This is a genomic window from Anaplasma bovis, from assembly GCF_036903315.1.
Lineage (GTDB): Bacteria > Pseudomonadota > Alphaproteobacteria > Rickettsiales > Anaplasmataceae > Anaplasma > Anaplasma bovis.
Map to the genome: position 1 here is coordinate 1 of NZ_JAWLNY010000015.1, position 20,278 is coordinate 20,278.

The window sequence follows — 20,278 nt, forward strand, 5'->3', positions numbered from 1 at the left end:
GAGGTAGAACTGTGGGTTCTGGTATTATCACTGAGATTTTAGGATAAAAAAGGGTGCTTCTGTTTAGAGTAGGATAGGAGTGTAGCTCAATGGTAGAGCATCAGTCTCCAAAACTGAGGATATGGGTTCGATTCCTATCACTCCTGCCATAGGAGTTGTGGTATTGCTATGAAGGGTAACGGGTTGCTGTGTTTTTTTGAAGAGATGAGGCAGGAGGTGTCGCAGGTTGCGTGGGCGACCAAAGGCGAGGTCCTGATTTTTCTTCTTATTGTTGTTACCTCAGTAATTGCTTCTTCTGTCTTGTTTAGTTTTGTGGATTTTGTATTCTTGAGGCTTGTTAAAATTGTGCTTGGGGTTATTTATGAATCATGAGGATGTCCAGCACGAGTGGTGTATAATTCAGGTTTCTTCAGGTAATGAGGAAAAGGTTTCCAGCATGATAATGGAGCGTGCAGATAGATTAGGCATTTCTTCCGATTTCAAGGAGATTTTTATTCCTTATGAAGAGGTCACCAAGATTAAGTATAACAAGAAGGTGCGCGTAAAGAAGAAGTTGTCGCCGGGATATGTCTTTTTGCATATGAGGCTGCATGATGCTTCTGTGAATTTTGTACGTGGTATACCTAAGGTCTCTAATTTTTTGCTCGATGATACTGGTGTCCCTAAGGTCATACCTCTTGCGGAAATGGAGGCGATGCGAAACAAAATGTGGCAAGGGCTGGAAAGCGAAGCAGAAAGCGAAGTTGCTAAATTTGAAGTTGGGGATGACGTTGTCATCAATGACGGATTGTTCCAGGATTTTAATGGTAAGATCGAGTACGTGAACGATGATAAGAAGGTTGTTGGAGTGAGCGTCATGATCTTTGGAAGACTCACCAAGATTGAGTTTAAGTTGAGTAGTGTACAGAAGGTAGAGGGGTAGTTATGAGTAGCGGGTCTGTTTTGCTCTCAAAGATCAACTTAGTTATGGAGGCTGGCAAGGCTTCTCCGGGGCCTAAGGTTGCTTCTGTGCTTGGTCCCAGAGGGATCCCCATGCCTAAGTTCTGTAAGGAGTTCAATGATGCGACTTGCGCAGAGGGGGTTCCCTACGAGGTTGGAGATCTAGTTACAGCAAGAATCTCTATATATGCGGATAAGAGTTATAGTTTTGCGATATCTGACTCTCCTGTGTCCTATCTATTGAAAAAAGCTGCAGGTATAGCAAAGGGGTCTTCTAATCCTGGGAAGGAGAGTGTTTGTAGTATAAAAATGGAAGAGGTCGTCAAGATTGCGAAGCGTAAAATTGGGGACACTAGCGCTACAGACGTAGATTCTGTTGTTAAGATGGTCATTGGCACAGCCAAGACCATGGGTATCTCTATAGAGGATTGAGGGGAGGTTTTGTAATGTTGGGTGCTCGTGTTTCGTACACTCTTGAAGATGGCATAGAGAAGCTTATAGCTGAGGCTACCGCTAAGTTTCGTGAGTCTGTTGATGTTGCTATAAAGCTGAGCATTGGGGACAATAAGTCTGGCGAGTCGATCAGGGGTGTAGCGGTGCTGCCCAAGGGGCTAGGTAAAGAGGTAAAAGTTGCGGTTTTCGCTAAGGGAGAATATGCGAAACAGGCGGTTGCTGTAGGAGCTGATATAGTTGGTGAAGAAGATTTAATTGATGACATAAAGAAGGGGCGCAAGCTTGACGTAGATTGGTGTGTGTCTACTCCCGATTTCATGTCTCAAGTTTCGGCGATAGCGAAGATATTGGGGCCTAGAGGTCTCATGCCTAATCCGAAGTTTGGTACTGTAACTACGGATGTGAGCAAAGTTGTGAGTACTATAAAATCTGGGCAGGTGAAGTTTAAGTCCGATAAGTACGGTATAGTACATGTAAAGATAGGCGATGTAGGATTTTCTCCCAGCGATTTGAAGGAAAATTTTCAGGCGGTAGTTTCGGCTGTTCAGGCTTTGAAATCTTCTACCGTTAAGGGGACGTTTTTCCGTGCCGTGTTTTTAAACACTACTATGGGTAAGTCGTTTAAAATTGCTGGATTTAATTAGTTGTGTATGGCTGTAGTTTTGAGATAGAGGTTTGCGGTGAAGCGCGTTGAGAAAGAGAGGCATTTGGCTAATGTTTCTGGGTTATTTAGGGAGTTTGGTAGCTTAGTTGTTGCGAATTTTGAGTCCGTAAATGCTGCTGATTTCTCTACTTTGAGAAGAACACTAAAGTTAGCTGGATGTGGGCTTTCTGTTGTGAAGAATAGTATAGCGCACATTGCGCTAGAAGGTTCTGGAAAGGAGGAATTGAAGGATAAATTTAGTGGTGCGGTGTTTGTTGCGTACTCTAATGACATTATAACTTTAGCAAAGGTGCTTTCTGAATTTATAAAGAAGATTGCGGCTGGAAAGGTAAACTTGGTATGTGCATATGACAGTGGGCAGGTCTTGCCTGCGGATCGTGTGACATTTTTGGCCAACCTACCTTCTTTGGAAGAGTTGCGTATGCGTATAATGTGCCTAATAGCCTATGGTGTTCCCATGAGACTTGCGGGGTGCATTAAGGCTATGGGAGATAATAAGTCTCAGGCGTGACGAGTTACGTTATTTTTAAAAGATGAAGGAGCGGTCGTAGATAATATAGTTCTGCCTAGTTGTGATGGTTTGGAAAAGGTCGCTATATGGGAGAGAAGGGAATTTAGTGGGGTGTGTTATGAGTGGTGTTGATTTAGACGCTTTAGTTGAGAAAATTTGTGCTTTAGATTTGTGTAGCGCTGCTATGCTTGTTGATAAGATGGAAGAAAAATTAGGATTTCCTAAGGGGGGTCTATTTTCTGCCATGGCTTCTTCGGGAGGGAAATCTCAAGCCAGCGATGCTGATGCTGCAGCTGAAAAGACAGAGTTTGCCGTCATGTTTGACGGGTACGCTGCTGACAAGAAGATTGCTGTGATCAAGGCAGTTAGGGAGTGCACAAGTTTGGGGCTTAAGGAAGCTAAGGACTTTGTTGAGCAAGAAGGTCAGAGAGAGTTAGTGGAAGGCAAGAAGTACAAGAAGGCGGAAGCTGAAGAAGTTAAGAAGAAGCTTGAAGATGCTGGTGCTACTGTGACTATAAAGTAATAAGAGCGGTTTGGATTTTTGGGTTGTTAGTTTTTGAGGGAGTTAATGTCTTCTGCGGGTGGTTCTAGTCCCGGGTATGTGCTGAATGATTTTGATGCTGTTCCTAGGCTTTCTTACGCGAAGTCAATAGATATTCGCGATTCTCTTAGTGATTTGATAAGAATACAGAGAGATTCTTACGATGCGTTCATAGGCGTTGATAAAAACAGCAGCGGGGGCATGCAGGGAATATTTCAGTCAATGTTCCCAATATGCGATCCTCTGGGCAGGGCCGTACTTGAGTTCGTGAGCTACAACATAGGTGAGCCACAGTACAATGAGTACGAATGTATAAAGCGTGGAATAACGTTTTCTGTTCCCATAAGAATAGTTCTGCGTTTTGTTGTATGGAAGATACAAGAAGTTTCTTTCAAAGAGGTTAAATACATAGTAGATGAAAGCACGCTCGAAAGAAGTGTGAAGTACATGAAGGAGCAAGAGGTGTCTATTGGTGAGCTGCCAATGATGACATCTTATGGGACTTTTATCATAAATGGGATAGAGAGGGTTATAGTCTCTCAGATGCATAGATCTCCTGGTGTATTTTTTGATAGTGACAGGGGAAAAACTTACAGCTCCGGGAAGTTTATATATTCTGCCCGCATAATACCTTACAGAGGGTCATGGCTGGACTTTGAGTTCGATGTAAAAGACATAATTTATTTTAGAATAGATAAAAAGAGAAAACTGCCCGTTTCCTACCTGTTGAAAGCTCTGGGGATGACAAATAACGATATCCTCGATGTTTTTTACGATAAGGTCACATATGAAAGGTGTGAGAAGGGGTGGAAAGTACCGTTTATCGTAGATAGATTCAAGGGCATAAGGCTGCCATATGATTTAACTGACGTAGAAGGCAATGTTCTGGTCAAGGCCAATGTCAGAGTCACGCTTAGGTTGGCGAAGAAATTGTACAGTGAGGGATTGAGGGAATATTTAGTTCCTTTTTCAGCCATAGCTGGGATGTTTGTGGCGCAAGATCTTGTAGATCCTGCAAATGGCACGGTCATCATATCTGCTGGGGAGGTTGTTTCTTCTGAGCACATTGTAAAGCTGGAATTGTTTGATGTAAGTAAGATAGATTTTCTGAATATAGACTTTTTGACTGTTGGTCCTTACGTATTGAACACTCTGTTTCTAGATAGGAATATAACGCAGGAAGATGCGTTGCTAGAGATCTATAGGGTGCTGCGCTCTGGAGAATCGCCTAATTTGGACGCTGTGAAATCTTTCTTCAAGGGTCTGTTTTTTGATCCAGAAAGATACGATCTTTCTGTTGTTGGTAGGATAAAGTTAAACAGCCATCTGAAGTTAGATATAGATGAAAGTCTCACGGTACTTACCAAGGAGGATATAATCCACGTAATAAAGAAACTGGTTCTTTTGCGTGACGGTGAAGGTGTTGTGGATGACATTGATCACCTTGGCAATAGAAGAGTGAGGTCAGTAGGGGAGTTTATAGAGAATCAGTTCAGGATTGGGATACTCAGGCTGGAGCGTATGATAATGGACTACATGTCCTCGGTAAATTTCGATAACGCCATGCCTTGTGACTTCGTAAATCCGAAGGTTCTTGCTACTGTTCTGAAGGACTTTTTCAGTTCTTCGCAATTGTCGCAGTTTATGGATCAGACCAATCCGTTATCAGAAGTTACTCATAAACGTAGGTTATCCGCATTAGGTCCTGGTGGGCTGACAAGGGAAAGGGCTGGTTTTGAGGTTAGAGACGTGCATCCTACACACTATGGTAGGATATGTCCAATTGAAACTCCTGAAGGCCAAAATATAGGCCTTATAAGCAGTCTTGCCATATATGCAAAGATAAATAAGTACGGATTCATTGAGAGTCCGTATAGGAAAGTTATCGATGGAGTAGTGACTGATGAGGTGGAGTATCTTCTTGCTATGCAGGAGAGCGACTATAATATCGCCGACGCGGGTGCTGCGCTTGATGAGAATAATAGGTTTGTGGATGACATGCTCTACTGCAGACGTGGCGGTAACTTCGTCATGGTTAAGAGTTCTGATGTTAACTACATAGATGTATCTCCTAAGCAGATAGTGTCAGTCGCTGCATCGTTAATACCTTTCTTGGAGAATAATGATGCTAACCGTGCACTTATGGGCTCAAACATGCAGAGGCAAGCTGTGCCTTTGCTAAAAGCTGAGGCTCCGTTAGTGGGAACGGGTATGGAATCCGTTGTTGCTGCTGGGTCTGGTGCTGTCGTGTTAGCTAAGCGCGATGGTATAGTGCATAGGGTGGATGGATCCTACGTCGTGGTAAGGGCGTTTGACAAAGATAAAGATGAATACTTGGGTGTGGATATATATAGGCTCAGGAAGTTCCAGCGTTCGAATCACAACACGTGTATTAATCAGAAGCCAATTGTTAAGATAGGTGACTATGTTAAGGCCAATGATGTAATAGCTGACGGTTCTGCCATAGACAAGGGTGAATTGGCTCTGGGTAAGAATGTCCTTGTGGCATTCATGTCTTGGCAGGGTTATAACTTTGAAGATTCAATTGTCATATCAAGTGATGTTGTAAAGCGTGATGTATTCACTTCGATTCATATAGAGGAATTTGAATGTGTGGTGAGAGATACTCCTCTTGGTCCTGAGAAAATCATGAGATCAATACCTGATGTTAGTGAGGAGAGTCTCAGTCACTTGGATGATGTGGGTATTGTCAACATAGGGGCTGAAGTTTCTGCTAGCAGTGTGCTTGTGGGTAAGGTAACTCCGAGGCCTCCTGTATCACTTCCGCCTGAAACCAAGCTTTTGGTCACTATTTTTGGAGAAAAGGTATTTGATTGCGTTGACTCTTCTCTGTATTTGCCGCCAGACGTTGAGGGCACTGTAATAGATGTGCATGTGTTCGTTAGAAGGGGCGTGGAAGAGAACGACAGATCTCTTTTGATAAAGCAAAGTGAGATAAGCAACTTTGTCAAGGAAAGGGATTATGAGATTGATGTCGTAAGCGAGTATTTTTATGACGAGCTGAAGAAGTTGTTGTGCAGCTCTAGTGCTAGTTCGGGTACTGATATTGAAGGAAAGTCTGGGGAAGAATTGTGGAATATTGGGTTGGGAGATCCAGGAATTTCTGAGAAAGTCGGTGAGATGAAGAAGCGGTTCGATGAGATCGTTTCTGAGGCTCATGCGAAGTTTGAACAGAGAATAGATAAGCTCAACTATGGCTATGATCTTCCTCAAGGCGTGCTTACTGTGGTGAAGGTGTTTGTTGCGGTTAAGCACAATCTTCAGCCCGGTGATAAAATGGCGGGAAGGCACGGTAACAAGGGTGTTATATCCAGGATAGTTCCCGTTGAAGATATGCCATATCTAGAGGATGGTACTCCGGTCGATATTATTCTGAATTCGCTGGGTGTACCTTCGCGTATGAATATAGGGCAGATTTTGGAAACTCACTTGGGTTGGGCGTCTGTCAATTTAGGTAAAAAGATTGCTGCAATGCTTGATGAGGGCGGTGATGGGGTTGTAGAGCGTGTCAGGGAGTTTTTGTGCGAGATTTATAAGGATCAAAGACTGTCAGAAGACGTAGCTTCCATGTCTGACGAAAACTTATTGAGATTTGCGGAAAGATTGCGCAACGGTGTGCCTATGGCTGCGCCCGTGTTTGAGGGTCCTAGAGATGCGCAAATTTCTAGGTTACTGGAATTAGCTGGCGTTGACCCATCTGGGCAAGTGGATCTCTATGATGGCCGTTTAGGTCAGAAGTTTGATCGGAAGGTGACAGTTGGATACATATACATGTTGAAGCTGCACCATTTAGTGGATGATAAGATACATGCTAGGTCTGTTGGTCCGTATGGGCTGGTTACGCAGCAACCTCTTGGAGGAAAATCCCACTTTGGTGGACAAAGGTTCGGAGAGATGGAGTGCTGGGCATTGCAGGCCTATGGTGCAGCCTATACTCTGCAAGAAATGCTTACTGTGAAGTCTGATGATATCGTGGGTAGGGTGAGGATATATGAATCTATAATCAAGGGTGATAGCAATTTTGAGTGTGGGATACCTGAGTCATTTAATGTTATGGTTAAGGAGTTGCGTTCTCTATGCTTAAACGTTGTGCTGAAGCAAGACAAAGAATTTACTAATAGCGAAGTTTAGTAGGGATTTACAGTTATGAAGATGTTGGATTTGTATGGCTATACAAGTATAGCGCAATCGTTTGATAAGATTTGCATATCTATAGCTAGTGCTGAAAGCATAAGAGCCATGTCTTATGGCGAGATAAAGGACATTTCTACTACTAACTATCGTACCTTCAAAGTTGAGAAGGGTGGATTATTTTGCCCAAAGATCTTCGGACCTGTAAATGATGATGAGTGTTTGTGCGGTAAGTACAGGAAAAAGCGGTACAGAGGCATAGTATGTGAGAAGTGTGGCGTAGAGGTTACGTCTTCAAAAGTTAGAAGAGAGAGGATGGGGCACATAGAGCTTATCTCTCCGGTCGCACACGTTTGGTTTTTAAAGTCCCTTCCTTCGCGCATAGGCGCGCTGCTTGATATGCCATTAAAGTCCATAGAGAGCATCTTGTATAGTGGAGACTTCGTTGTAATTGATCCCATAGCTACTCCGTTTTCTCGTGGTGAGGTTATAAGTGAAAGCGTGTACAATCAGGCTAGGGACGCTTACGGTGAAGATGGGTTTTTCGCACTTACAGGTGCTGAGGCTATCAGGGAGATGCTTGCTCGGCTGGATCTTGAGGCTATTAGAGCGGGGCTTAGGAGTGAATTAGAGAGTACTTCATCTGAGATGAAGAGAAAGAAGGTAGTTAAGAGACTGCGTATTATTGAGAACTTTATTAGGTCCGGAAACAGGCCAGAATGGATGATTCTCACTGTAATACCTGTCCTTCCACCAGATCTCCGTCCATTGGTATCTCTGGAAAATGGTAGACCTGCAGTGTCTGATTTGAATCACCACTACAGGACTATAATAAATCGTAATAACAGGCTGGAGAAACTGCTGAAGTTGAATCCTCCCACAATTATGATTCGTAATGAAAAGCGTATGTTACAAGAAGCGGTGGATGCGCTTTTTGATAGCAGTAGACGCAGTTACGTTTCTAACAGATCTGGAGGCATGGGGTACAAGAAGTCTCTGAGCGATATGCTGAAGGGTAAGCAGGGTAGGTTCAGGCAGAATCTTCTGGGTAAGAGGGTCGACTATTCTGGTAGGTCTGTAATAGTCGTTGGTCCTGGGCTGAAACTTAATCAGTGTGGTTTGCCAAAGAAGATGGCGCTTGAGTTATTCAAGCCGTTTATTTGTTCAAAGCTAAAGATGTACGGGATAGCGCCCACTGTGAAGCTGGCGAACAAAATGATTCAGAGTGAAAAGTCTGAAGTTTGGGATGTTTTAGATGAAGTCATAAGAGAGCATCCTATATTGCTAAACAGGGCTCCGACTCTTCACAGATTGGGATTGCAAGCGTTCGATCCTGTGTTGATAGAGGGCAAGGCTATACAGTTGCATCCTCTTGTTTGTAGCGCATTCAATGCGGACTTCGACGGTGACCAGATGGCGGTGCACGTTCCTTTATCTCTCGAAGCGCAACTTGAGGCAAGGGTACTTATGATGTCTACCAATAACATTTTAAGTCCTTCCAATGGCCGTCCTATAATAGTTCCGTCAAAGGATATAGTGCTGGGCATATACTATCTCACTTTACAGGAGGGTGACATACCCGATGATGAGGTGCAGTCGTTTGCCGAGTTTAGCTACGTAGAGCACGCTTTGCACGCTGGTGTGGTGGGTACTTGTTCCAGAATAAAATACAGGATGCCGGTGTGTGCTAGATCTGGTTCTGCATCGGGCAAGATAATAGATACTACTCCTGGTAGATTAATACTGTGGCAAATATTCCCAGAGCATAAGGATTTGACATTTGACCTGGTAAATCAGGTTCTGACGGTAAAGGAGATTGCTTCTATAGTGGATCTTGTCTATAGAAGTTGTGGGCAGAAGGAGACCGTTGAGTTTTCTGATAAGCTTATGGGTCTGGGCTTCAAATATGCGTCTCAGTCCGGAATTTCTCTTGGGTGTAAGGATATGATTATTCCCGATACCAAGGCTAAACACGTTGAAGATGCTAGTGAGAAGATAAAAGAATTTTCTGTCCAATATCAAGATGGTCTTATAACTAAGAGTGAGCGTTACAATAAGGTCGTAGATGAGTGGTCGAAATGTACCGACCTGATAGCGCGAGATATGATGAAAGCGATATCGCTATGTGATGAGCAAGGAAAGTTCAATTCTATATACATGATGGCGCATTCTGGGGCGAGAGGTTCTGCGTCGCAGATGAAGCAGCTTGCGGGTATGAGAGGTTTGATGGCTAAACCTTCTGGTGAAATTATTGAAACGCCTATCATCTCTAATTTTAGGGAGGGGCTAAGCGTTTTTGAATACTTTAATTCGACGCACGGAGCGCGTAAGGGGCTTGCAGATACTGCGTTGAAGACTGCAAACTCTGGGTACCTTACTCGTAGGCTTGTTGACGTTGCGCAGGACTGCACGGTGGTTGAATATGATTGCGGTACAAGTGGCGGGATAGTGGTTCGTGCAGTTATAGAAGGTGGAGCGGTTGTTGCTACGCTCTACAGCGTAGTCCTAGGTAGGGTTGCTGCGGTAGACACCTATAATCCGGTTACTGAAGAACTTTTATTCAGTGCTGGTGAGTTAATTGATGAAGGAAAGGTTGATAGGATCAAAGTTGCTGGGCTGGATGCGATTAAGGTTAGGTCTCCGTTGACTTGTGAATCCAGGAAAGGCATATGTGCGCTTTGTTACGGAAGAGATCTTGCTGTAGGAAATTTGGTCTCGATAGGAGAGGCTGTTGGTGTCATAGCGGCTCAATCTGTGGGTGAACCAGGTACTCAGCTTACCATGAGAACGTTCCACGTCGGTGGAACGGCTATGAGAGGGGTAGAAGTTTCGAATCTGATAGCGTTGATGGATGCCACCGTCAAGCTATGTAACAGCAATGTAGTTACTGATAAGTACGGCAACCAGATAGTTATGAGTAGATCGTGTGAAGTGGTGCTACTGGATGCTGTAGGAAATGAGAAGATGAGGCACAGCGTGCCTTATGGTGCGAGATTGTACGTGGTAGACGGGCAATCGGTGAAGATGATGGAAAAAATGGCGGAGTGGGATCCGTATACCATACCAATAATCACGGAAAAGACAGGTACAATAAAATATGTTGACCTTATTTATGGGGTTTCCATTAATGAGGTATTCGATGAATCCACTGGTATATCGAACAGGGTAGTAATCGACTGGAAGCTGCATCTTCAGGGTGCAAGTTTGCGTCCTAGACTGGTGCTGGTAGACGACAATGGGGCGGTAGTTACCCTATCGAATGATTTAGATGCTAGCTATTTCGTGCCTATTGGCGCCGTTTTGAATGTGCAGGATGGTCAGAGGGTGCATGCTGGGGATGTTATTACCAGGATACCTAGGGAGTCCATAAAGACTAGGGATATAACCGGGGGGTTACCTAGAGTTATCGAGTTATTTGAAGCGCGTCGTCCGAAAGAGCATGCGATAGTTAGTGATGTGGACGGGTATGTCGAGTTTGGCAAGGACTATTACCGTTCAAAGAGGCGTATATTTATAAGACCTGTGGATAAGAGTTTGCCTTCTGTTGAGTATCTTGTTCCCAAGGGTAAGCACACGATAGTGAATGAGGGTGACTTTGTGCACAAGGGTGATCTTCTAATGGATGGGGATCCTGATCAGCATGACATACTGAGGGTATTGGGTACTGAAGCTTTGGCTAGCTACATGATATCTGAGATACAGCAGGTTTACAGGTTGCAGGGTGTTAAGATAGATAACAAACACATAGAGGTCATACTGAGGCAGATGCTACAGAAAGTGGAGGTTACCGATCCGGGTGACACCATGTACCTTGTGGGTGAGTACATAGGGAAGGAAGAGGTAGTGAGGCTGAACAAGAAGCTTGAGGAAGCGGGCAAGAAGTCTGTGTCCTATATTCCAATTCTTCAGGGTATAACTAAGGCGAGCCTTGATACCGGCTCATTTATTTCTGCGGCTTCATTCCAAGAGACTACCAAGGTTCTTACTGAGGCTGCTTTTTCCGGAAAAGAGGACTCTCTATACGGTCTGAAGGAAAATGTCATTGTTGGTAGGCTTATACCTGCGGGTACAGGGTTCATAATGAACAAAATTAAGAAGTTATCCATGCTCGATAGGAGTGATTATCTCACTTACTACAATAGCGAACTTCGAGAAATAATGGGCGATTGTGGTGTGGCATCAATCATGGAAGATGAGAATGCTGCTGATGGTGGATCGCATAATTATTGTTCAGGGGATGAATTAAGTGGTGGTGCAGTCGTAGACTACTAATAGCTGCTTTAAAGTATGGAGTAACGGTTCAGAGGATGTGCGTGTATTCGTCTTCCTTTTTCTCGGGTTTGTTTGCCTTAAGTGGGGCGAACGTGCGCCTGTGATGAGGTGTTTCTCCATGCAAGCGTACAGAAAGGATACGTTCTTTAGTGCCGTAACCTTTGTTTTTGTTCCACGAGTATTCTGGGTGCTGCTCGCCTAGTTCCGACATCATTCTGTCTCTTGTAACTTTTGCTACGATCTATACAGTGGATAATGCGTCTTCTAATTATTGTTCAGGGGATGAATTAAGTGGTGGTGCAGTCGTAGACTACTAATAGCTGCTTTAAAGTATGGAGTAACGGTTCAGAGGATGTGCGTGTATTCGTCTTCCTTTTTCTCGGGTTTGTTTGCCTTAAGTGGGGCGAACGTGCGCCTGTGATGAGGTGTTTCTCCATGCAGGCGTACAGAAAGGATATGTTCTTTAGTGCCGTAACCTTTGTTTTTGCTCCACGAGTATTCTGGATGCTGCTCGCCTAGTTCCGACATCATTCTGTCTCTTGTAACTTTTGCCACAATTGATGCTGCGGCTATGGTCGTGCTTATATCATCGCCGCTCACTATTGTTTCGCACGGCCACTGCAGGTCTGGAGACCTTATTCCATCTACAAGCACCAGGTCGGGTTGGAGATCTAAATCAACTAGTGCTCTACGCATCGCTATATGCGAAGCTACCAATATGTTGTACTCCTCTATCTCCTCCACGCTTGCGTATCCTATGCCGTATGCTGCAGATCTTGTGATCTCTGCATATAAGGAGATTCGTTTTTTAGGGGATAACTTTTTAGAATCTTTTATCTCACCTATGTATGCTAATTCTCTATTGTGTATATACACGGCAGCGGCGACTACAGGTCCTGCTATAGCTCCATATCCGACTTCATCAATTCCAACTACTATAGAATTTTCCGAGGGACTAAGTTGGTCCTCAATTAGAAAACTAGGCATAGAAGAATACATAATAATGGGGCTGGGTAGTAATGGATTTTACTCCATAACTTAGGCAGTGCAAGCACTTATAGAATGAAAGATAACCCACAACTGCAGGATTGTTGCTAGGAAGTTAAAACTACCAAAGTGGTCCACTGTCTAAGAGCATGTGATTGCTGTGTATAAAAAGTACGAGAAGTAAGAAAGAAGCGCAGCGAAGTACACGTGCATCGCTCTCAGCCTAAAATATCCGCATAGTACGTTAATGATTGCACCTACCAGATATATCCAAGAGGACGAAATTGCTAGTATAAGCAACGCCGCAACGAACTTGTTGCTAAAGTTTTTCCCGGTCTGTGTAAGGCCTCTTGCCCTGCTCTGATACTCTATCCTTGCTTGGTACACCAGCTTTCCTAAAAACCAGTTTATGTAACTTCCCAGTGATGCGCCTAGCGATGCTGTTACGACGGACAGTGGCAAGCTGTATGTACCAAAGTAACACATCGCAGTGAACACACTTACTTTGTTTAGCGGTAAAATGAGAGATGCAACAAAACTGTCAGTCAACAACAATAGATATACTTCTAGAACGCTATACGTACTCACAATATAAACTCTAACAGAACGAAACTGTGGGACCGGTGCGATTCGAACGCACGACCCTCAGATTAGGAATCTAATGCTCTATCCTACTGAGCTACGGCCCCTGAATGTGTTGAAACTCGTTCAACAGAAACACTCTACACAATCTTCTCACACAGGACAACTAACATTTTCTGCATCAGAGCGTTTTACACAAGCCGTTGAACACAAATAAAAAATTGCAAGAAAATTAGAATAGTCTTAGGCAAGTACACTGTTCTCAAGTATGCTATCCTGGCGTAGCACATTGCAAAGCCTATGTATGTCTATCAACTTGTGTGCTGCGGTAAATACGAATCTCAATCTTGGAGTAGGTACGGTTGGGGGACGTATTGCAACAGCCAAAATCCCACGCTTTGCTAAAGTACGTTCCGCGTCAAGTGCACTTTGTGAATCCCTCATTATCAAGGATACTATATGGCTTTGTGGTGCACGCAGCCCGAGTATTTGACAAAATTCTTTTGCTAAACGTAGCGGAACATCCTTATATGCCAAATACAAGTCTATAGCAGCGGTGGCAGCTGCAACTATGGCAGGAGGTAAGGCGGTAGTGTATATGAAGCTTCTAGCCTTGTTTATTATGTACTCTATCGTCACTTTAGATGCACATATGTATCCTCCCAGAGATCCAACTGCTTTTGACAGCGTGCCTATATATATGTCTGGGCGAGCTTCTTCAACCATGCCGAAGCCGTGTGCCGCGTCTACCGCTACCCATGAATCATACTTTTTAGCTACCTTAATCAGATCATCCAGAGGTGCTACATCACCGTCCATGCCGTACACATTCTCAACCACTATAAGGCAATGTTTATGTAGCTTTCTGTATTCATTGAGCAATTCTTCGCAGTGTGCAACATCATTGTGTGCGAACCTGTACAACTTCGCTCCTGATAACTTTATTCCGTCCATAGATGACGCGTGGATGTATTTGTCCGCCAATATCATGTCATGACGATCAACCAGCGCGGATATACCCCCTATATTTGCTAGATATCCACTGCTAAACACCAACGATGCTTCAGTGCCATAGATTTCCGCTATTCTCTTTTCCAGTTCCTCGTACAGGCTATGGTTTCCAGTGATTAGTCTAGAAGCGCAAGCGCCCACTCCATAGCGCTCAATGGCATCAATGGCTGCTTGTTTTACCAGGGCATTTGAGGCAAGACCCATATAATCATTGCAGGAGAAGCAAGTCAGGGGCTCATCGGTTTCTTCCCCACCAACAATAACCTTGTGGTCGCCGTATTCTGACGTGCTATATGTACTGCTACGCAGCTTTCTTAGCAGGCCCTTGCTCTCTATGTGTAAGAGCCTCTTTTTCAGTATATCATCCAACACTACAAAATTCCCACGTCTAATTACAGCCCCCCCCCGCAAACACCACAGTACAGCGAAAGCGGTGCATCAACCTTTGTGTACCAACAACCAGTGGCCATGATGTTAACTTAGGGCTATATGTTAGCGTAATATATTTGCATAAACAATATTTGCGTACTTACAATGCTGCACATATACGTTCTTTGTGTTACGTACTACATAAAAGGGGGGTTGCGGTGAAAAAAAGGGTCTTCACATTTGTAACTATGATGATGCTATGGGTGGTGCTATCTGGGCATATGGACCTATTTTTTCTCATTGCGGGTTGTGTATGCTCAACAATAACCTTGTGGATATCTGAAAAGTTCAGAAATGGGATTGACGATGATGAGTACGTTGGGTTTCCTTCCACTGAGGCTGGGTTTTTTGCGCTAACAAAAGGCTTCGTGGTCTACGGTTTGTGGTTAATCACCCAGGTAGCGTTGTCAACAGTGTATGTGATAAAGAAGATCTTGCGCGCTACCGTATCTTCGGGTACCGAAAAGCCTGTAACGGCGGCGATAGGCACAAAGCAGCTCAGTGGAATAGGGGAATTTATGCTTATAGCCTCAATAACAATGACTCCGGGTACGGTAGGAATGTGTGTTACTCGCGATAGCAAGAAAGTTAAGGTGCTTGCGTTCGATAAAGAACTTCTTCATGGAGTAACGCAAATAGACAACAAGATTTGTGAAATTTTTGAATGATTTCCGTGCAACAATAGCCCAGTATCTAATGATGAGGTCCCTTTTTGAGTTGCAAATAGATCTGTAGTATGCCACGCAGTGTGAGAGATGGGTCTATGTGATCTATAGCATTGCAATCACGGAGCACGTTGGATCCGCCCCCAGTTGCCACTACATACAAAGATTTGTCCTGCTCCTCCAGGTTTATTTGTTCAACTATGCCACTTATCATGGATTTATATCCCCAGTACACTCCAGACTGTACCGCAGATTCTGTAGAATTTCGCACCACAGTGTCCATATCATCATTACACACGCACACTTCTGGTAAAAGTGCAGTACATGTTCTCATACTTTGTGCTATACAAGTCAAGCCAGGGGCGAGGACTTGCCCATATAGGTCTCCGTCTTTTGTTAAAAGATTAAATACCGTGACGGTACCCATTCCTATTACTAGTAGATTTCTACTAGGCCAAATGGTGCGTGCTGCAACCAAATCTGCCAGCCTGTCCGTCCCTATGGCATGTTGTGCTAAACGTACGTTGATACCGAACAAACCTGCGGATGTTCCAGTTATAAATAAGGGCGTGATTCCAAAGAAGTTCTTGAATAACATCGTTATTGCGGGATTGATATATGGAACAACGCTGGACACGATTACCCCGGCAACCGCACTTATATCAATACCAGCGGCAGCAGACAAAGATTGAAGTATAGAGAAATACTCAGCTGGAGACCGCTCACGACATACTGACATTGTCCAAGTTTGGATTATCTCATTGTTTGAATACACCGCAAACTTGATGTTTGTATTTCCTGCATCTACGGCAATTATTATTTCGTCTGGTTTCATATGCACTCATACCAAGCATATTCAGTAGTGCTTAATGAGCCAGGCACATCACAAAGCTTCGGAAGCATGTTTTTACAAAGTTCCATTGCCAAACCTAGTTAGCCTTCTACACATCAATTCCAACGGCTTGTTCCACCTTTGAGAATCCCTCACGCGTCAGCAGCTCTGCAAGTTCTAAATTTATCTTATTTACTATGCCAAAACCTTTGTAGACCATGGCAGTATAAAGCTGTACCAGTGAAGCACCAGACTTTATTTTTTGCAAAGCCTGCGCGCCGGTGCTAACACCTCCACATCCCACGAGTACTACTCTATCTCCTACCAGAGAGTATATTTCAGACAATACTCTAGTTGATAGATCAAATAATGGCTCACCGCTTACTCCGCCATGCTTGCAGGGCAGTTCTCTTTTTCCCAGCAAGGAGAAGTTTGTGCTGGTATTACCAACAATTATGCCGTTTATCTTGTGTCCTATTACCGCATCAACTATGTCCTGCTTTGTTTCATCACTTATATCAGGATCTATCTTTAGTAAGATTGGTACGGATTCTGCATGGTCTGCAGAGCGCCTAGCGTGCTTTACGGATTCTAGTATTGCATTTAAATTTTCCCTATTGCGCTGAAGACTCCTTAATCCCTCTGTGTTGGGCGAAGATATATTGATAGTTATATATTTTGAAACGCCATATACGGTTTTCACTAATTCTGCGAACTCTTCTGCGGGGTTTTTGCATCCTTTATTGAGGCCCACATTTATTCCGAAAGCCAAATTGTTTAAGTCTTTGACGTCCACTTTTTTCAGCAAATATTTTATGCCTTTATTGTTAAATCCAAGGCAATTTATTACCGCGTTTTTATCAATGATTCTGAAGAGACGAGGCTTTCTGTTTCCATACTGCGGAATCCTTGTCACGGTTCCAACCTCAACGAACCCAAACCCAAGAGACATTATTGGGCCGATAACTTCAGCGTTCTTATCAAACCCAGCAGCCAGGCCTATAGGCGTTCTCACCCTAAAATTTAGCGGAGTCGTACCCAAGCAGTCAGGTAATTTCTTGCTCGTACTTTGGTATAAACCCTGTTTAAGTGAGAATATCGCTAACCTATGCGCTAGTTCTGGAGGTACCAAGAAAGTGGGATTCAAGAGCCTATGAAGCAACATCTATAGATAAACCAGTGCAAAACGCTTCGGGTAGTATAGCATATCCTCTGCAAAATTCCAAAATCACACGTTGTACCCACATGTCTGCAGTGAACAACAAGAATTAACGTGTACATATATAACGTATAGTATACTAACAATATATATATGTGAAAGTTGCCGAGAGGTAGACTTTCGAACATTTCCCTCTTGATTGCGATTCGTGGTGTGGGAGGTGCCCGTTTTTTCCATGTAGGCCCAGAGGGGTAAATTATTGATCTGATAAGAGATAGATATGCGGATTTTATCTGTAAACAATAAGCACGAACTTAGGATATTGCACACAAAATCATCGCCTGTGGAAAAAGTTGATGGTACGACCAGGGACATTGTGGATGACATGCTTAAAATTGTTGAGAGAGGAGACACAATAGGGCTGTCAGCCGTACAATTAGGATACTCGATAAGAGTTTTTGTTATAAATATGTCATCCGAGGTATTTGACCTATCAAAGGATATTAAAGTTATTTCTGGATGTCACACAGTTGAAGGAAAAAGCTTAGTGTGCATAAATCCCAAAATCGTTAGTTCCTCAGGGGACAATGTTCAGATGTTTGAAGGATGCTTATCTACGCAGTCTTATGGGTTAATAGCCATAAACAGACCCGGAAGTGTAGACCTAAAATACAGTGATCTTTCAGGCAATGAGTGCACAATAAGAACATATAATTGGCTTGCGAGGTGCATACAGCACGAAATGGATCACTTGGAAGGTGTCCTCCTAGCAAATGTTGTAGATAATATCCGGAATTACAGCGTCAACAGCGTTTCAGAAGAGGATTGTAGCTCGGTGTGCATACTAGTAGTAGGGAAGCACAGTTATTAGTCCAAATGCGTCGCAACGAATGAAGCATAGAGTTTGACAGTAGGGTCACACAATGCTGCTGGCATTATGTTGTCATAGGAGTTATAATCACTGAGACTTTACGATGTGTCAGGAAAAGAGAGTTGTTATGATGCTCAGTGGACCAACTTTTTTCGCAGGGAATTTGGCGGATAGCCTTGTAGTTATGCTGCATGGCAGGGGAGCTAGTGGAGATAACATGATGACTTTAGCAACTGGCATGTCAAAAAAACTCCCTAGTGCTAAGTTTGTTGCTCCACATGCACCGAAAGCGTATGGCACTGGGTATACATGGTTTTCTGATAGCGTCCGGAACATGGATGAGAAGACCGCTTTCATTGAGATTATAGAGCATGCTGAGATTGTAAGTAAATTCATCGATACACAACTGGAAGAGCTGCGCATTGGTGATGATAAACTTTCCCTAGTGGGGTTTTCCCAAGGGGCAATGTTAGCGATATACATTGGATTAAGTAGGGCAAAGAAGTGTGCTGCAGTAGTTGCTTATTCTGGTGCGATACCGTTTCCGCATCTGCTAAAAACCAGGATGGTCTCCAAACCCGACATATGTGTCATGCATGGCAGGTCGGATGAAGTGATTCCTTTCTCGTATTTTGAAGAGAGTGTAGCTTTTTTGAAAGAAAATGGCGTACCTGTAGCTGATCATGCAATGCATGGGCTGGACCACAGAATAAACAACGAGGGGCTCGAAATAGGGTCACAGTTCATTAAGGAACGTCTTAGAAATTAACTTTAAAATATATACTAGGCTATGTAAGTACATCATCTGCGCCCCGTTGCGTAGCTTGTAGGTGTACTGTTAGGCATATTCTGCTGTGCATAAATTGTAGAGGTTAAATCGTGACTAAGTATGTTCTTTCTGTTGATGGTGGTGGAATTAGGGGAGTAATAGCAGCAAAGGTTTTATGCGAAATAGAAAAACGGATAAACAGGCCTTTAGGTGAGGTATTCGACCTATTTGTGGGCAGTTCGGTTGGGTCCATAATAGTTGCAGGACTTGCATTTAGAGATGATAAGGGGGGATTTAAATATACAGCTTCCGATATTTTAGGGTTTTTCCACAAATTTGGACCAAAGATTTTTTCTACATCTGCAGTCAAGAAAGTACTCTCGGTAGTTTGCGGATCAAGAATTTCCCCCAACAATTTAGAAAAAGCACTGAGACTATTTTTCGGGAAGAGCACAATGGGAGACATCCCTGCTAAGTTTATGTCACCCACATACGATGTACGCATGCAAGAAGCGCACATTATGCGGAATTGGGTAGATAAGTATAAGGCGCTACACATAGTGGATGTACTGCGAGCAGCATCTGCGGCACCAACAATTTTTCCCCCAAAAAAGGTAGCTATCAATGGGGAACGCTGTATTTTGGTGGATAGCGGCCTTGTTGCCAATAATCCTGCTGTTTGCGGGGCTGCAGCAGCGGATTTCTTGTATAAGGGTGAGGATGTTTGCTTTTTGTCCATAGGATCTGGTGATCCACGACATCAACACATGGAAATCAAGGACAATCTGATATTTTGGGCTCAGAATGTGGCTCAAATTTTTCTGGATGCGGGCATGGAAACTGTTGACTATCAGATGAACAGGATGGTAGGGGATGAAAAATACATCAGGATCACTGGAGAGCTAAGGAAAGCTAGCCACGACTTCACGGATGCCACTGCAAGAAATATTAAGGCGCTTTGCGATGATGCAGACAGGATCATTGCGGAAAATATCAGTGGAATAGAGAGATTCGTGGCAATGGTCAGAAAAAGGTAGGCTAGGTATATGCTCATTATCGTTGATGGTGATACATGTGTTTCTAGAACCTACGGACGCCTAAAGGAAAGAGGGGAGGGATCACTGGAGAGCTAAGGAAAGCTAGCCACGACTTCACGGATGCCACTGCAAGAAATATTAAGGCGCTTTGCGATGATGCAGACAGGGTCATTGCAAAATATCGTAGGATAGAGAGATTTGTGGAAATGGTCAGGAATAGGTGGCTTAGAGGCCAGGAATTTTCGTCTGGCAACACCGGCTGCGCTGGATGTACACGTGTTTCTAGAATGCTTTAGCTGCAGGTGTACTATTGTTGGTGAAGGGGCTTTTCACTGTTAGAATCATAGCTGAGGTAGTAGATATAGAGCGTATCTCTACTATCTCCGCTCCTTCATGTGCCTTCG

The 20,278-nt window shown here is 43.7% G+C and carries 17 protein-coding genes, 2 tRNA genes and 1 pseudogene; 13 read left to right on the forward strand and 7 right to left on the reverse strand.

Going from position 1 to position 20,278, the window contains the following annotated elements; translation table 11 throughout:
- The first annotated feature begins 75 nt into the window (after window positions 1-75).
- From R4I06_RS02140 to rpoC, 9 genes are all read left to right on the forward strand, one after another.
- Window positions 76-149, forward strand: a tRNA-Trp gene (locus tag R4I06_RS02140).
- A 19-nt stretch (window positions 150-168) separates the two neighbouring features.
- Window positions 169-372 carry a preprotein translocase subunit SecE gene (gene secE, locus R4I06_RS02145; RefSeq protein WP_334413872.1) on the forward strand — a complete coding sequence of 68 codons (204 nt, stop codon included), beginning with the start codon at window positions 169-171 and terminating at the stop codon, window positions 370-372.
- The gene (nusG, locus tag R4I06_RS02150) at window positions 362-922 is read left to right on the forward strand and encodes a transcription termination/antitermination protein NusG (RefSeq protein WP_334413873.1); all 561 of its coding nucleotides are present in this window, start codon (window positions 362-364) and stop codon (window positions 920-922) included. The genes secE and nusG overlap by 11 nt, the downstream gene beginning before the upstream one ends.
- A gap of 2 nt (window positions 923-924) precedes the next feature.
- Complete coding sequence (rplK, locus tag R4I06_RS02155) at window positions 925-1,371, forward strand: 50S ribosomal protein L11 (protein WP_334413875.1); 447 nt, start codon at window positions 925-927, stop codon at window positions 1,369-1,371.
- Between the two features lie 14 nt (window positions 1,372-1,385).
- Window positions 1,386-2,036 (forward strand): 50S ribosomal protein L1, encoded by a 651-nt coding sequence (gene rplA, locus R4I06_RS02160; RefSeq protein ID WP_334413876.1) that lies wholly within the window; start codon window positions 1,386-1,388, stop codon window positions 2,034-2,036.
- Between the two features lie 36 nt (window positions 2,037-2,072).
- Window positions 2,073-2,567, forward strand: a complete 495-nt coding sequence (rplJ, locus tag R4I06_RS02165) for a 50S ribosomal protein L10 (RefSeq protein ID WP_334413877.1) — start codon at window positions 2,073-2,075, stop codon at window positions 2,565-2,567.
- Between the two features lie 118 nt (window positions 2,568-2,685).
- Window positions 2,686-3,090 carry a 50S ribosomal protein L7/L12 gene (gene rplL, locus R4I06_RS02170; protein WP_334413878.1) on the forward strand — a complete coding sequence of 135 codons (405 nt, stop codon included), beginning with the start codon at window positions 2,686-2,688 and terminating at the stop codon, window positions 3,088-3,090.
- A gap of 45 nt (window positions 3,091-3,135) precedes the next feature.
- Window positions 3,136-7,260, forward strand: coding sequence for a DNA-directed RNA polymerase subunit beta (rpoB, locus tag R4I06_RS02175; protein ID WP_334413879.1), 4,125 nt, complete (start codon window positions 3,136-3,138; stop codon window positions 7,258-7,260).
- 15 nt (window positions 7,261-7,275) lie between these two features.
- Window positions 7,276-11,532: a DNA-directed RNA polymerase subunit beta' gene (gene rpoC, locus R4I06_RS02180; RefSeq protein ID WP_334413880.1), complete on the forward strand. Its 4,257-nt coding sequence runs from the start codon at window positions 7,276-7,278 to the stop codon at window positions 11,530-11,532.
- Between the two features lie 28 nt (window positions 11,533-11,560).
- On the opposite strand, the pseudogene R4I06_RS02185 reads toward rpoC, so the two are convergent.
- The 5 genes and pseudogenes from R4I06_RS02185 to R4I06_RS02205 all read right to left on the reverse strand — a co-directional run.
- Window positions 11,561-11,773: pseudogene (locus R4I06_RS02185) on the reverse strand (ribonuclease HII); the annotation flags it as partial.
- Between the two features lie 104 nt (window positions 11,774-11,877).
- Window positions 11,878-12,519: a ribonuclease HII gene (locus R4I06_RS02190; protein ID WP_334413881.1), complete on the reverse strand. Its 642-nt coding sequence runs from the start codon at window positions 12,517-12,519 to the stop codon at window positions 11,878-11,880.
- A 141-nt stretch (window positions 12,520-12,660) separates the two neighbouring features.
- The gene (locus R4I06_RS02195) at window positions 12,661-13,107 is read right to left on the reverse strand and encodes a DedA family protein (protein ID WP_334413882.1); all 447 of its coding nucleotides are present in this window, start codon (window positions 13,105-13,107) and stop codon (window positions 12,661-12,663) included.
- Between the two features lie 27 nt (window positions 13,108-13,134).
- A tRNA-Arg gene (locus R4I06_RS02200) sits at window positions 13,135-13,208 on the reverse strand.
- Between the two features lie 136 nt (window positions 13,209-13,344).
- On the reverse strand, window positions 13,345-14,484 hold the full coding sequence (locus R4I06_RS02205; RefSeq protein WP_334413884.1) for an aminotransferase class I/II-fold pyridoxal phosphate-dependent enzyme: 1,140 nt from the start codon (window positions 14,482-14,484) through the stop codon (window positions 13,345-13,347).
- Window positions 14,485-14,699: 215 nt separating this feature from the next.
- Between R4I06_RS02205 and R4I06_RS02210 the strand changes: the two genes are divergently transcribed.
- On the forward strand, window positions 14,700-15,209 hold the full coding sequence (locus tag R4I06_RS02210) for a Na+/H+ antiporter subunit E (protein WP_334413886.1): 510 nt from the start codon (window positions 14,700-14,702) through the stop codon (window positions 15,207-15,209).
- Between the two features lie 25 nt (window positions 15,210-15,234).
- On the opposite strand, the gene R4I06_RS02215 is transcribed toward R4I06_RS02210, so the two are convergent.
- Together R4I06_RS02215 and R4I06_RS02220 are read right to left on the reverse strand one after the other, a co-directional pair.
- Window positions 15,235-16,041 carry a type III pantothenate kinase gene (locus R4I06_RS02215; RefSeq protein ID WP_334413887.1) on the reverse strand — a complete coding sequence of 269 codons (807 nt, stop codon included), beginning with the start codon at window positions 16,039-16,041 and terminating at the stop codon, window positions 15,235-15,237.
- A 106-nt stretch (window positions 16,042-16,147) separates the two neighbouring features.
- Window positions 16,148-17,203, reverse strand: a complete 1,056-nt coding sequence (locus R4I06_RS02220; RefSeq protein ID WP_334413888.1) for a quinone-dependent dihydroorotate dehydrogenase — start codon at window positions 17,201-17,203, stop codon at window positions 16,148-16,150.
- 274 nt (window positions 17,204-17,477) lie between these two features.
- Here R4I06_RS02220 and def point away from each other — a divergent pair, with 274 nt between their 5' ends.
- The 3 genes from def to R4I06_RS02235 all read left to right on the forward strand — a co-directional run bounded on the left by def (window position 17,478) and on the right by R4I06_RS02235 (window position 19,874).
- Window positions 17,478-18,068, forward strand: a complete 591-nt coding sequence (gene def / locus R4I06_RS02225) for a peptide deformylase (protein ID WP_334413889.1) — start codon at window positions 17,478-17,480, stop codon at window positions 18,066-18,068.
- 127 nt (window positions 18,069-18,195) lie between these two features.
- A complete protein-coding gene (locus R4I06_RS02230; protein ID WP_334413890.1) occupies window positions 18,196-18,837 on the forward strand; it encodes an alpha/beta hydrolase in 642 nt (213 codons plus the stop codon).
- A gap of 110 nt (window positions 18,838-18,947) precedes the next feature.
- Window positions 18,948-19,874 carry a patatin-like phospholipase family protein gene (locus tag R4I06_RS02235; protein ID WP_334413891.1) on the forward strand — a complete coding sequence of 309 codons (927 nt, stop codon included), beginning with the start codon at window positions 18,948-18,950 and terminating at the stop codon, window positions 19,872-19,874.
- The last annotated feature ends 404 nt before the right edge of the window (window positions 19,875-20,278 follow it).